Consider the following 13069-nt stretch of genomic DNA (forward strand, 5'->3'; position numbering starts at 1 on the left):
CGCCTCTCCCCTGCTTCCTTCTATTATGTTCTATTTAATAACTTTTACTTTTACTGATTTTCTTCCCCATTTTTCGGCTGCAGACTGTGAGGAAAAGAATACGTCGATTCGGTTCCCGTTAATCGCTCCGCCTGTGTCGGCGGCAACCGCATAACCGTAGCCCTCAACATAAACTTTACTGCCAAGCGGAATTACGCTCGGATCGACGGCGATTACTTTCGCATTCGGATTCGCATGCAAGTTTACGCCTGTTGCGGTCTTACCGGTGCACCCTGCACAGTTTGCCGTATACGCCGTGCTTGTTACATACAGTTCCTTGTCTCCAGAGGAAGACGGGCTGCTCTTTCCGCGGGATACGACAACCGGTTTTGCTTTCGGCTTCGGTTGTGGTTTTGGTGCGACTTTGGTTCCCACAGCGATCACTTTGTCTTTGCTGTCTTTCAGGGTTTTTTTGCTTTTTAGCTTGCGGGATACTTCCTTCCCGTTTTCAAGTACGACCTCATACTTTTTGGAAAGCCGGCCCTTTGAGCCCTCTTTCACTACTTTTTCCTTGCCCTTTGCCAACTTTCCGTCTTGGTGTTTAACCGTGGCAAACGGTGTATCTTCCTCCACTACATCGGTGACCTTTTTCACCCGGGTTACGTTAATCTTCAATCCGTCTTTTAGTTCGGTCTTTTTCGCTGGTTTCACGCGATCAAGATCTCCCAATTTTACTTTGTCTTGCTTTAAAAGGTCAGCGACCGTAGTCGAGGTGGTCCAAACTTGCTTTTTCTTGCCTCCAACAACAAGGTCTACAGAGACGGCTTGCTGCAGGTGGATTTCCTGCTTGTCTTCAATTGGTGTATTTAATGCAGGTTGTAATTTATCGTGCTGGTTCACGTTCATTTCGCGTTCACCTAAAAATTCTTTTACCGTATCGGCTGTTGACCACACTGACTGCTTTTCCCCGTCAACTGTAAAGTTCACACGGTGTGCAGGCGTGTATTCAATCTGCATTCCATCTTTAAGCGGCTCATTTAATCCTGGCGTGACCGCATCATGGCGGTTCAGTTTAAGTCCATAATCAGAAAGTGCATCCCTAACATTTTCAGCGTGCGAACTAAACGATTTCTTCTTTCCGTCAACCATGATGGAAACATCTGTTTTCGAAGTTTCATAGCTTACGAAACCTGTTGTCACAGCCAGAACGATGACAGCTGCAGCAGCCAATACGAGATTTTTCGTCAAAAATTCATAAAAAAGCTTTCCTTTGCTCCTGTTCATGTCCTATTCCCCCTTCACAAAGATTGAAGTATAATCGCAGATTTTTTCGTTGTCAAATCCCCCCTCATATTCAATTGATTGGCAAACACCCACTAATCGATTGAATGAGGGCGGGAAGAGCGGGGAAGCCTCCCTATCTTTTCCTTCACTCTTCCCTTGCTAATTGCTGGATTTTCAACGTTGATTTGACCGGGCACTCAGTCGCTGATCTGATAAAGGCGCTTCGCGTTTTCGGTCGTTTTTTTAACTAAATCTTCCAAAGGCATTTCTCTTAATTCTGCTATGGCCTCCGCCACATACTTTACATAGGATGGTTCGTTTCGTTTTCCCCTGAGCGGGTGAGGACTTAAGTAAGGACAGTCCGTTTCGATCAAAAGGCGGTCAATCGGAATCTCTTTGGCTACTTCCTTTGGCTTTTTCGCATTTTTAAAGGTCACAGGACCGCCAAACGAAATATAAAAGTTCATCTCTATGCATTCCTTCGCCACTTCAAGACTGCCGCTGTAGCAATGCATAATTCCGCCAACTTCTTCGGCTCCTTCTTCTCTCAGAATATCAACCACATCTTGTGTTGCCTCACGATTATGAATGATAATCGGCAGCTTCACTTTTTTAGCGAGTTGAATCTGCTGCCGGAACACGCGCTGCTGCACGTCCTTCGGTGATTTGTCCCAATGATAGTCCAGCCCCATTTCGCCAATGGCTACGACCTTCGGGTGGTCTGCAAGTTTTTCGATCCATTGCAGATCCTCCGGTGTCATATCCACCGCATCAACAGGGTGCCATCCTACAGCTGCATAGATAAAATCATATGTATCAGCCAATTTTAGAGCGCCTTTGATTGTCGGCTGATCGAACCCGACAACCACGATATGTGAAATTCCTTCATCCAAAGCTCTTTGAATCACATCTTCAAGATCTTCTTCAAACTGAATTGCATTTAAATGTGCGTGTGTATCAAACATGAAGATAACCCTCCCATAACACTTTCACAGTTTATCATACCTTTGTCCTATAACACCAAGTCGTACGTATAACAATTGCATTACAGAATTATTACATACTGGAAATTCAGCGGTAAATATAGGGATTTATCTGTCCTTTTCATTCTTTTTCTTCGTTTTTATACAAAAAAAAGAAGCCTTTTTAGGCTTCCCATTCGACGCTGTTCTATTTTACTTTTGCACCGTTCGGCAACTTTTGATCAACGGTTGCCAATGTGAGCTTGTCACCGGCCGAACCGGCAAGGATCATGCCCTCTGACAATTCCCCGCGCAATTTAACCGGTTTAAGATTGGTCACACAGATGACTTTTTGTCCGACAAGGTCTTCAGGACGGTAGAATTTTGCGATACCTGAAACAACCTGTCTTTTTTCATAGCCCAAGTCAAGCTGAAGCTTTAATAGCTTGTCCGCTTTCTTTACCGGTTCTGCTTCAATGACCTGTGCCACCCGAAGATCGACCTTCATGAAATCATCAATCGAAATCTCAGCGGATTCTTCCTTTTCAACCACAGGAGGCTCTGCTTTTTCTTCCTCTTTCGCTGCAGGAGCACCCCCCATTGATTGTTTAATATAACTGACCTCTTCTTCTGTTTCAAGTCGGGGGAAGATCGGGTTTCCTTTTTGGACAGTTGTTCCTCCAGGAAGCTTACCAAACTCAAACACTGTATTCCATTCTGTCAGCTCTCCTTTTTGGATGCCAAGCTGATTCCAGATCTTTGCAGGTGCATTGGTCAGGAATGGCTGAATAAGGATGGAGACGATTCGGATGGATTCTGCCAGGTGGTACATCACAGACCCCAAGGCTTCCTTGTCTTCTTCGTTCTTGGCCAAAATCCACGGCTGTGTTTCATCAATATATTTATTCGTACGGCTGACTAGCTGCCAAATGCTGCTTAATGCTACTGAGAATTCCATGTTTTCAAGAGATTCTTCTGTTTTCTTGACGGCCTCCTGAGCAAAATCAACAAGGCTCTGATCGTAATCTGTTACATTGCCCTGGTAGGCAGGAAGTGTACCGTCAAAATACTTGTTGATCATGGCAACCGTTCGATTGAGCAAGTTGCCAAGGTCATTGGCCAGGTCATGGTTAACCCGGTCGACGAAGCTTTCCGGTGTAAATACTCCATCAGAACCAAACGGAACTTCACGAAGCAGATAGTAGCGGAGGGCATCCAGTCCATAGCGGTTGATCAACGTAACCGGATCCACCACGTTTCCTTTGGACTTGGACATTTTTCCGTCCTTCATTAATAGCCATCCATGCGCAAACACTTTTTTCGGAAGCGGCAGATCAAGAGCCATCAGCATGATCGGCCAGTAGATGGTATGGAAACGCACAATCTCTTTACCCACCAGATGGACATTCGCCGGCCAGAAGTGTTTATACTTCTCGTCATTCTCAGAGCCATAACCGAGAGCTGTAATATAGTTGGACAATGCATCAATCCACACATAGATCACATGCTTCGGATTGCCCGGAACCTTCACGCCCCAGTCAAATGACGTACGGGAAACGGCCAAATCCTCCAGACCCGGCTTGATAAAGTTATTGATCATTTCATTTTTGCGGGATTCCGGCTGGATAAACTCAGGGTTCTCTTCATAAAACTGAAGGAGCCGATCCGCATATTTGCTCATTTTAAAGAAATAGCTTTCTTCTTTTACACGCTTAACTTCACGTCCACAATCCGGGCATTTCCCGTCAACGAGCTGAGTCTCCGTAAAAAAGGACTCACATGGCGTACAGTACCAGCCTTCATACTCGCCAAGGTAAATATCTCCCTGGTCAAGCAGCTGTTTGAAGATTTTTTCAACACTTTCCTTATGTCGGTCTTCCGTGGTGCGAATGAAATCATCGTAGGAAATATCAAGCTTTTCCCACAGCTCCTTGATTCCTGTAACAATTTCATCCACATACTGCTGCGGACTTACATTGTTTTCTTCTGCCTTTTGCTGAATCTTCTGGCCGTGTTCATCGGTTCCTGTCAAATACATGACATCGTAGCCCTTTAAGCGCTTGTACCGTGCAAGAGCATCACCCGCAACAGTTGTATACGCATGGCCGATATGGAGTTTTCCGCTGGGGTAATATATAGGCGTTGTAATATAAAATGTTTTTTCTCCCATAATAAATTCCTCCGGTATAAAAATTTAATAAACTATGAAAAAAGCCCCTGCATAAGGAGGGACATGTTATTTACAGGAAAAGTGGGATAAAGCGCACCTATTCGATTGGGTAAATCAGAAAAAGTGTAAAAAAATGTTTCTTCTGGGACATAAAATACAAAGCAGGTGCGAAATCACTTTATGTAAATACTTTCATTATGCTCTTTTCTTCACTCAAAATATACCTAATACCACAAAGTGATGTCAAGGTATACAGGATGTACAGGGAAGAACAGGCTAAGAGGGTATTTTTTAAAAGTCAGTTTTGTCGAAAATTGACGAATTTATCAAACGTAATTTCCAGTAATAAATTTGAAAATAAAACATAAAATTCTAAGCCTTTTTTTACCTTTTCCCTTCAACATTCTGATATGATTGAATCTAAGGAAAACAGGGTAAATAGATAGAGAAATTTTTATTTACAAAATAGTTGACCTAATCTGGAAATATTGTTATGATGAATCCGTAAGATTTTGTCGAATTCTGACGATTATATAAATATAGATAAAGTTAGGTTTAGATATTCTACTATTCGGGAGGAGATTACTAAAAATGAAATCTACAGGTATTGTTCGTAAAGTTGATGAGCTAGGACGTGTGGTAATTCCAATCGAATTACGCCGTACTCTTGGAATTGCAGAGAAAGATGCTTTGGAAATTTATGTTGATGATGACCGCATCATCCTCAAAAAATACAAGCCTAACATGACATGTGCTGTAACTGGTGAAGTTTCTGATGACAACTACTCACTTGCTGGCGGAAAAATCATTCTTAGCCCAGAAGGTGCAAAAGAAATCATGAACGAACTTCAAAAACAACTTCAAACTTCAAAATAAAAAAATGGCCTCCTGTCGATCAGGAGGCTTTTTTATATCCCTTTATTTTATTCTTGTTCGATGTGATAGGCCTGATAGACTTCCCGCTTGGATACGTTTCTGTCCGCTGCAGCCCGTTTTATCGCATCTTTGCTTTTTAGCTGTTCCTGTTCGATGTAATGCTCGACATGTTCAACCATGGTGAGCGGTTCCCACCATTTAGTCTCCGTATTTTCTTCATTCTTTTCATTTTCGGAGCCTTCAACAATGAGGCAAAATTCCCCTCTGACCTCTGTGTTTTTCGCCCATTCCAGAACTTCCGTTAAAGAACCCCTGATAAACTCTTCATACTTCTTGGTTAATTCTCTGGCCATCGAAAGCTGGCGGTCTCCGAGCACTTCAAGCATAGCTGAGAGCGTTTCTTTTAATCGATGGGGAGACTCATAAAAGATCATCGTAAACGGATAGAACTTTAACCGTTCCAACTGTTCCCGTTTCTCTTTTTTACCACGGGGAAGAAATCCATAAAAGTAAAAGTCCTTTGTATCCAGTCCCGAAGCAATCAAAGAGGTCAGGGCCGCATTGGCTCCCGGCAAAGGAACCACAGGAATGTTCTCCATTAAAGCGCTGACCACCAGCTCATAGCCTGGATCAGAGATGGCGGGCGTTCCGGCATCGGATACGATCGCGATGGTCTTCCCTTCCTTTAACCGGTCGATTATCTTCATGCCGCTTGCTTCTTTATTGTGTTCATGATAGCTGAGAAGCGGTGTCTGTATCTCGAAATAATTGCAAAGCTTTTTAGTCTGCCGTGTGTCTTCCGCTCCTATGTAATCAGCTTCCCTCAAGATCCGAATGGCACGGTACGTCATATCCTCCAGATTGCCGATCGGTGTCGGAACCAGGTAGAGTACACCTGTTTCATGTTGCTCATGGTAGCTCTTTTGCTGCCACATAACTCATTCCTCCTTCCTTCTTATTTTCCGTAAAAGACGGTCTTCAATTCTTCCGTGTACTGCCCGTCTTCTCCATAAACCGTAAGCGGCGGAAGGATGTGAAGGTCCGGCCTGCCATCCTTCATGCCTTCAATCAGCAGCATGTTGGCTTCACTGCCTTTTTTCGGATGGATAAATTGAAGCCTCTTTGGCTCCAGCCGATACGCCCTCATGGTGCTTAAAATATCCATTAAACGCTGAGGCCGGTGAACAAAGGTGACCTTCCCGCCCTGTTTCACGAGTTTACTGCTTACCGAGACGACGTCTTCCAGCGTACAGTAAATTTCGTGCCTGGCGACAGCGAGGTGTTCATTTTCATTATGATCTTTTCGATTAGCTGACGGAAAGTAGGGAGGGTTGCATACAACCGCATCAAAACGGCCATGTCCCAACGTTTCAGGGAGATTGACAATATTGTCCGTCACCATGCTGATCTGATCCTCAAGGCCGTTCAGTACAATACTCCTTTTTGCCATATCGCTCAGCCGCTCCTGAATTTCTACGCCAGTAATTTGGGCCTTGGATCGCTGAGTCAACAGCAGTGCCACCGCTCCATTCCCGCTGCAAAGGTCAATAATCCTTCCTTTTTGGATGGGAATATAGGCAAACCTGCTCAGCAATACTGCATCCAGGGAAAAAGAAAAAACGCTGGGGCTTTGAATAATTTTCAGGGACTCGTCCACCAGATAATCCAGACGCTCATCTCCTTGTAACCGGCTCTTCATTTCATCACTCTTTTCGTATTTTTACCCTTACAACAGAAAAGAGTCTTCCCCATTGGAAAGACTCTTATTTTTTATTAAGGAATGAAAGACAGAACAGGCAGTCGCCCTCTGTTCGTACACTTCCGTAATGCAGATTGCAAATATGAAATCCTTCTTGATACAGCCTGGCCAAGTTGTCATAGCCTTCCCCGATATCTGCCGATTCTTGTGACAGTGACCGCTTTTTAACAGAGGATTTGGATCCCTTTTTTTCCTGTGGTTTCAGAGCACTTCGCAAATTGTAATTTTCCATTTGCAGGTTGTGATTCTGTTCCAATAAGGCGACAAGGTCTGCTTTTAAGTCTCCAATTTGCTCCGTTAAAGCTGCCAATTGCTGCTCCATATGGGTCACCCGGGAAAAAATTTGATCTTTCTCCACGTGCTTTCCACCTCATTATTCTGTAGCTTGCGTAAATAATTCCTTTTCTTTCATGAGCTCATCAATTGTGTATTCTGTTACTTTTTCAAGTTCAGGCAGATCGACCTGTACAAGTTTCTCGAGCATATTCAATCCTACCACGCGACCTCTTCCGTCAGGAGTAGCAATATACTCTCCAACATCCGGAAGTTCTTTTTTGACTTCTTCATAGTAGTCGTTTTCATACTTCAAACAGCACATTAAACGGCCGCAAAGTCCGGAAATTTTCGCTGGATTCAGCGAGAGATTCTGATCTTTGGCCATCTTGATTGAGACGGGTTCAAAGTCACCAAGAAAAGTTGAACAACAAAGCATTCTTCCGCATGGACCGATTCCGCCAAGCATTTTGGCTTCATCGCGAACACCGATTTGACGAAGTTCAATCCGTGTTCTGAAAATGGAAGCAAGATCTTTAACAAGTTCACGGAAATCGATGCGTCCATCCGCTGTGAAATAAAAAATAACTTTATTTCGGTCAAATGTATACTCAACATCCACCAATTTCATATCCAGCTTATGCTCGGTGATTTTCTCAGTGCAAAGATGAAAGGCTTGTTGGGCAGCTTTTTTGTTCTCTTCCACCGCAAGTGTATCTTTTTCGTTTGCGTTTCTTACGACTTTTTTCAAAGGAAGTACAACATCATTCTCCCCAACTTGCTTCTTGTCTATAACGACTTTTCCGTACTCAATACCGCGTGCTGTTTCGACAATTACGAATGATTCATTTAAGATTTCAAGGTCGCCAGGATCGAAATAGTATATTTTTCCCGCTTTTTTAAAGCGGACACCAACTACTTCATACACAGGCTTTTATCCCTCCCGTAATCGTAAAACCAGCTGCTCCATGAGGAGCTGTGGGTTTACGTTTGCACCTAGACGCTGCTTGGCTGTTAATACCGCCAGCATGTTCTCACTGATTCGTTTCTGTGAGGTATGTAGAGCTTGTTGCTCCAACGCCTGCCGCTGATCGACAAATACCAGGTGCTCCGGCTCCGAAAGCTGTATAAATAAAAGATCTTTGTACCAGATCAATAAAAGGCTTAATGCGTTGTCGAGTTGATCTCTTTCCTTAAAAAACGACAACCAGTTTTCCTGTAATGAAACAAGAGCCTGGTTGGGACGACTCCTCAACTCTTCAGTTAATTGTATCACTTTGTCTCGTGCTTGTGCAAACCACTCTTCCCTACAAATTTCGAGCGCTTCTGACGTATCATTCGTCAGGGCCGCTGCCATGGAAGCCATCGGCAGGGAAATTCCCTCGTTCTGAAGAACTCCGATCAGCTGATCGGAGGGAAGCGGTGAAAAAGAAAGCACCTGTGAGCGAGACATAATCGTTTCAAGCAACCGGTGCACCTGTTCAGTCAGTAAAATGGCGATGGTAGAAGAAGTAGGCTCTTCCAGAAATTTCAGCAGACTGTTGGCTGCCTGGACAGTCATTCGGTCGGCATGTTCGACAATATAAACTTTCTTTTCCGACTCCATGCCGTGATAGGCAAATTCCTTTTGCAGGCCGCGTATTTGATCGATCTTAATGGATTGTCCGTCGGGCTGAACAACATGAACGTCGGGATGATTGCCTGAATCAATCCGCTTGCAATCCTTGCATTCTCCGCAAGGTTCAACATCCGTTTGCTCCCTGCATAAAAATGTTTTTGCGAGCTGCAGGGCCACGTCCATCTTGCCGGTGCCATGGCCCCCCTCAAAAACATAAGCATGAGCGAGACGGTCTTTCCTGACAGTGTTTGTTAACGTTTTAACAATCCTTGGCTGACGTTTACTTAATTGTTCCCAGCTCATTTTTTCCACCTACATATACAGATTAATCAATAGCCCTTTCATTTCACCGATCTGATCAAGGAGGCTGATTGATTTTTCTTCTTTCTTTATCATCGTATCGGTCATTTCGAGCAGTTTCGTGTCAATCTCCTGAACCAGCCGTGATGTCTGCAATCTTCCCTGGCTGTTCCACCCTTTGTGCTGTTTAAGGTTCATGCCGAAACTTACGGCTTCTTTGACAAATCGCTGAACAAGCAGCTTGTATTGTGTGAAATCTTTTAATGTCTGGCTCCGGATGAGACGCTCGCCTTGTTTTTCAACATCTTTAAAAAGCGTTCCCAATTGTTCGCTTTGCAGCTTTTTCTGTTGAGTGGCTACGGCTTCCCCAAACGAAAGACCGCTTTTCCCGTTTCCTTTGGTTTCCGCCATCCTGGTCTCAACCACCGTACGGGAATCCTGGCCGATTTTCATTTCCATTCCTCCATTATTTAAAACTGCTGAAAACTTTCGATCGGTAGAACAAACACTGTTGCTCCTCCAACTTCAACTTCAACAGGATAAGGGACATATGCATCTGCGTTGCCGCCCATAGGAGATACAGGGGCAACCAACTGATTGCGGCTCTTGCAGTTTTCTTTGATGATTTCCATGACACGATCCACCTGCTGATCTTCCACACCAATCATAAATGTCGTGTTTCCTGCCTTCAGGAACCCTCCTGTTGTCGCAAGCTTGGTCGCACGAAATTCATGTTTGACAAGGGCATCTGCCAACCGGTTGCTGTCTTTATCCTGTACAACTGCAATGATCATCTTCATCTTTGTATCCCTCCTGTTTTTTATTAATTATATCGGTTCGCTAGAAGCAATTTAATATCCTTTATGATCACATCAAAAACTTCATCTTCCGTCTGATTTCCATCGACAAGCAGGAAACGCTCCTTGTTTTCTTCATAAATTTTTTGAAAACCGGATCTGACTCTTTCATGGTAATCAAGCTCTTTCTGCTCAATACGGTCCAGCGCTTCCCCTGAGTACCGGCTTACCATGCGCTGTCTCCCGATCTCGGGTGCAACATCAATAAGATAGCTTCGGTCCGGCTTTAGTCCGCCGGTTGCAAATCGGTTAATGCGGGTTACATCCTCTACGGGAATACCGAGACCATACGCCTGATAAGCGACGGAAGCATCCACAAATCGGTCGCACAGGACCAATTTCCCTTCCTTTTGAGCAGGGATGATTTTTTCCTTTACGTGCTGTGCACGAGATGCGGCATACAGCAGTACCTCAGTTTCATCCGCCATTTCCGGATGGGCCGGATCCAGGATTAACGACCGGATTTTGTCACTCACCGCAGTTCCCCCCGGTTCCCGGGTTAAAATAAAGGGAATGGAACTTTCCTTTAAAAACTCCGCCAACTTTTTGATTTGGGTGGATTTTCCTGACCCATCAGGGCCTTCAATGGTTATAAATAATCCGTTCACAAGCACTCTTCCTTCTGTTCTGCAAATACGTATATTTTATGTTCCTGTCCTCCATGAAACCTTGCACCCTGGCTGGACAAGTACTGATATTCTTTAATCATGACTTCTGTGATCCGTTCCCCTTTGGCAATCAAAGGAATGCCAGGCGGGTACGGAATAATTGCTTCTGCCGCAATAGAACCTGCTGCCTCTTCAAGAAATACAAGCCGTGTCTCCATTTGCGCCAATTCCTTGTAACTCTTTTCAAGAGCACTGATCTCAGCCGATTGGGCGATCATCGGAGATTGACGAAATTGTTCCTTGTGAAACATTCCTTCCGAAACCGCATCCCGTATCGTTTGAATGACTGCATTCGAATTCTGAATCTCTCCCAAGGGAAGAACAAACAATACATTGAAGGGATCAGCAAGTTCAGTATAAATTCCCTTTTTCTCAAATATATGCTGTAGTTCATATCCCGACAATCCCACCGTACTCTGTACCGTAACCTTCAATGGATCCATTCTGCACCCTGGTGAAGCTTCCAGCACACGAAAACCGTCAAGCTCGGTTAAGGAGCGGCGGAAATGAGCTGTATCCTGCCTGATTTTTTTAAAATCATCAGTAGAAAGATTCGCTGTATACGCTCTGGCCAGATCAAGAGAGGCCATAATGGGATAGGAGGGTGAACTTGACTGAAGTGCTTGTAAGTAATGTTTTACCCTTTTATCGTCGATTCGAAAACTGTTGCAGTGCAGGTAGGCCCCCATTGTCATCGCAGGCAGGGTCTTATGAGCAGAATGCACAACCATATCCGCTCCGGCGCTTATCGCACCATCCGGAAAGTACTCACTGTGCCCTAAATGAGCACCATGCGCCTCATCCACCAGCACAACCAGATTTTTATGATGCATATATTCAACGATTTCGGTCAAATCTGGAACCATACCATAGTAGTTGGGAGAAGTAAGCAAAATTCCTTTGGCATCAGGATACTTGTCCAGTGCCTTTTTCACATTTGAAAAGGAAATTCCTGTCGCAAAATGCCCTGCAGGGTCCACTTCCGGTGACAAAAAAACAGGCCTTAATCCAGCCAGTTCCAGTCCGTTCAGCACGGACTTATGGCAATTCCGCTGAATGAGAACTACATCCCCTTCCTTAAAAGCCGAAAACAGCATGACTAGATTTCCTGCCGAACTTCCGCCAACAAGGAAGTAACTATCCTTCACATTGTAAAAATCAGCGGCTAGCTGCTGTGCCTCATGAATCGCTTCTGTCGGTTCATGAAGATCATCAAGCCCCGACAGTTCTGTCACATCAAAGGGAAGAACAGAAGAAAACGCCTCAGCGAGCTGAAATCCTACAGTCCCGTTCTTGTGGCCTGGTACATGAAAAGACCATTTTGTATGCTGACGATGCTGCACAAGGGCATCGTACAATGGTGTTTGTTGTTGTCGCATCCTGTTTAATCCTTTGGTCATTAAATGTTTTGCTTAGCTTTATTTTAGCATAACTTCTTACCCTCTGCTTCACGTCCAAAGAGAAAACAGGCCGTTGGCGGCCTGTTTAGACAGAGGAATTTACCAGTTTCAGTTTTCGTAATTGCTTAAGATAGTGTTTATAATACTCGTCATTGGTCTCAGCAGAAACTATTTTTTTTTCACAATCCATACAAATGTACTGATGTAAAATATGAATGCCTGTTTGCTTCCTTTCTTCGCAAACTAAGCACATTTCCCCTGCTTGCTGTTTTGATGAATCCATTTTTCATCCACCTCCGTTACTCCCATTCTTTCCAGGGTGAAGCTCCTCTATACTCTCGTATCTTACTAAACTCGTTTTTTCTTCTTGGGCTCTAGTTCAATGTATGTAAAATGGAATTTGTTCGTGTCTGTCTCCGAAAATTAAAGCCCTTTTCAGGGTTTTTGCTGAAAAATTGGTTCTTTTTCCTGATCGTGGATTTAAGGTTTTTGATAAGGAAAGAGCTTTTGAGGTGGTTTTTAATTTTTTTGAAAAGGGGCTTTTGATGCGGCCGAAGCTGAATCCAGGGGTATGGGGGTTTTTGTTTTATTCCCGCGCCGCTGCTTAGTTGCGGTTTGACTCAATGAATTGCGGTTCGACACGATTTACTTGCAGATCACGTCATTTTCATTCCACGACAAAACAAAAAAGCACCGCTGATTTCTCAGCAGTGCTTCGTCTTTGCCCGGCAACGTCCTACTCTAACAGGGGGAAGCCCCCAACTACCATCGGCGCTGAAGAGCTTAACTTCCGTGTTCGGTATGGGAACGGGTGTGACCTCTTCGCTATTGCCACCAGACATATATCGGTTTGTGATCAACGGCGATCTTCTTCGTCGCTGACAAACCTTTTATTTTTGAGGCATATTCCCTCAAAACTAGAT

Annotated in this window: 14 protein-coding genes and 1 rRNA gene; 1 reads left to right on the forward strand and 14 read right to left on the reverse strand. The window is 44.2% G+C overall.

All coding sequences use genetic code 11. The features are described from left to right. Positions 1–30: 30 nt before the first annotated feature. The 3 genes from BLT53_RS23435 to metG all read right to left on the reverse strand — a co-directional run bounded on the left by BLT53_RS23435 (position 31) and on the right by metG (position 4395). On the reverse strand, positions 31–1263 hold the full coding sequence (locus tag BLT53_RS23435) for a G5 and 3D domain-containing protein (RefSeq protein ID WP_090239556.1): 1233 nt from the start codon (positions 1261–1263) through the stop codon (positions 31–33). Between the two features lie 197 nt (positions 1264–1460). Beyond that, a complete protein-coding gene (locus BLT53_RS23440) occupies positions 1461–2228 on the reverse strand; it encodes a TatD family hydrolase (RefSeq protein WP_090239558.1) in 768 nt (255 codons plus the stop codon). Positions 2229–2433: 205 nt separating this feature from the next. Continuing rightward, positions 2434–4395: a methionine--tRNA ligase gene (metG, locus tag BLT53_RS23445; protein ID WP_090239562.1), complete on the reverse strand. Its 1962-nt coding sequence runs from the start codon at positions 4393–4395 to the stop codon at positions 2434–2436. Positions 4396–4986: 591 nt separating this feature from the next. Here metG and abrB point away from each other — a divergent pair. Beyond that, complete coding sequence (gene abrB / locus BLT53_RS23450) at positions 4987–5271, forward strand: transition state genes transcriptional regulator AbrB (protein ID WP_061975985.1); 285 nt, start codon at positions 4987–4989, stop codon at positions 5269–5271. A gap of 47 nt (positions 5272–5318) precedes the next feature. On the opposite strand, the gene rsmI is transcribed toward abrB, so the two are convergent. The 11 genes from rsmI to rrf all read right to left on the reverse strand — a co-directional run bounded on the left by rsmI (position 5319) and on the right by rrf (position 12985). Further along, positions 5319–6206: a 16S rRNA (cytidine(1402)-2'-O)-methyltransferase gene (rsmI, locus tag BLT53_RS23455; protein ID WP_090239565.1), complete on the reverse strand. Its 888-nt coding sequence runs from the start codon at positions 6204–6206 to the stop codon at positions 5319–5321. A gap of 20 nt (positions 6207–6226) precedes the next feature. Continuing rightward, positions 6227–6970, reverse strand: coding sequence for a tRNA1(Val) (adenine(37)-N6)-methyltransferase (locus BLT53_RS23460; protein WP_090239568.1), 744 nt, complete (start codon positions 6968–6970; stop codon positions 6227–6229). Positions 6971–7034: 64 nt separating this feature from the next. Further along, entirely contained in the window at positions 7035–7388 is a 354-nt protein-coding gene (yabA, locus tag BLT53_RS23465) for a DNA replication initiation control protein YabA (protein WP_061975991.1), read from the reverse strand. Positions 7389–7403: 15 nt separating this feature from the next. Then, on the reverse strand, positions 7404–8231 hold the full coding sequence (locus tag BLT53_RS23470) for a PSP1 domain-containing protein (protein ID WP_090239570.1): 828 nt from the start codon (positions 8229–8231) through the stop codon (positions 7404–7406). A gap of 6 nt (positions 8232–8237) precedes the next feature. Continuing rightward, a complete protein-coding gene (gene holB, locus BLT53_RS23475; protein ID WP_090239572.1) occupies positions 8238–9224 on the reverse strand; it encodes a DNA polymerase III subunit delta' in 987 nt (328 codons plus the stop codon). Between the two features lie 9 nt (positions 9225–9233). After that, positions 9234–9674 carry a YaaR family protein gene (locus BLT53_RS23480; protein ID WP_090239574.1) on the reverse strand — a complete coding sequence of 147 codons (441 nt, stop codon included), beginning with the start codon at positions 9672–9674 and terminating at the stop codon, positions 9234–9236. Positions 9675–9691: 17 nt separating this feature from the next. Continuing rightward, on the reverse strand, positions 9692–10021 hold the full coding sequence (locus tag BLT53_RS23485; RefSeq protein ID WP_061975998.1) for a cyclic-di-AMP receptor: 330 nt from the start codon (positions 10019–10021) through the stop codon (positions 9692–9694). Between the two features lie 23 nt (positions 10022–10044). Further along, positions 10045–10686: a dTMP kinase gene (gene tmk, locus BLT53_RS23490; RefSeq protein WP_170834486.1), complete on the reverse strand. Its 642-nt coding sequence runs from the start codon at positions 10684–10686 to the stop codon at positions 10045–10047. After that, positions 10683–12125 carry an aminotransferase class I/II-fold pyridoxal phosphate-dependent enzyme gene (locus tag BLT53_RS23495; protein WP_090239579.1) on the reverse strand — a complete coding sequence of 481 codons (1443 nt, stop codon included), beginning with the start codon at positions 12123–12125 and terminating at the stop codon, positions 10683–10685. Before BLT53_RS23495 ends, tmk begins: the two co-directional genes overlap by 4 nt. Before the next feature lie 106 nt (positions 12126–12231). Beyond that, positions 12232–12429, reverse strand: a complete 198-nt coding sequence (locus tag BLT53_RS23500) for a sigma factor G inhibitor Gin (protein WP_090239582.1) — start codon at positions 12427–12429, stop codon at positions 12232–12234. Positions 12430–12869: 440 nt separating this feature from the next. Beyond that, positions 12870–12985, reverse strand: a 5S ribosomal RNA gene (gene rrf / locus BLT53_RS23505). Positions 12986–13069: the final 84 nt, after the last annotated feature.

The organism is Fictibacillus solisalsi, from assembly GCF_900103485.1.
Lineage (GTDB): Bacteria > Bacillota > Bacilli > Bacillales > Fictibacillaceae > Fictibacillus_C > Fictibacillus_C solisalsi.

Coding starts and splice junctions, on each gene's coding strand:
- BLT53_RS23460 (WP_090239568.1), bottom strand. CDS start 6,970: ATGAAGAGCCGGTTACAAGGAGATGAGCGTCTGGATTATCTGGTGGAC.
- abrB (WP_061975985.1), top strand. CDS start 4,987: ATGAAATCTACAGGTATTGTTCGTAAAGTTGATGAGCTAGGACGTGTG.
- rsmI (WP_090239565.1), bottom strand. CDS start 6,206: ATGTGGCAGCAAAAGAGCTACCATGAGCAACATGAAACAGGTGTACTC.
- BLT53_RS23495 (WP_090239579.1), bottom strand. CDS start 12,125: ATGCGACAACAACAAACACCATTGTACGATGCCCTTGTGCAGCATCGT.
- metG (WP_090239562.1), bottom strand. CDS start 4,395: ATGGGAGAAAAAACATTTTATATTACAACGCCTATATATTACCCCAGC.
- BLT53_RS23480 (WP_090239574.1), bottom strand. CDS start 9,674: ATGAAAATCGGCCAGGATTCCCGTACGGTGGTTGAGACCAGGATGGCG.
- BLT53_RS23485 (WP_061975998.1), bottom strand. CDS start 10,021: ATGAAGATGATCATTGCAGTTGTACAGGATAAAGACAGCAACCGGTTG.
- BLT53_RS23500 (WP_090239582.1), bottom strand. CDS start 12,429: ATGGATTCATCAAAACAGCAAGCAGGGGAAATGTGCTTAGTTTGCGAA.
- BLT53_RS23440 (WP_090239558.1), bottom strand. CDS start 2,228: ATGTTTGATACACACGCACATTTAAATGCAATTCAGTTTGAAGAAGAT.
- BLT53_RS23435 (WP_090239556.1), bottom strand. CDS start 1,263: ATGAACAGGAGCAAAGGAAAGCTTTTTTATGAATTTTTGACGAAAAAT.
- holB (WP_090239572.1), bottom strand. CDS start 9,224: ATGAGCTGGGAACAATTAAGTAAACGTCAGCCAAGGATTGTTAAAACG.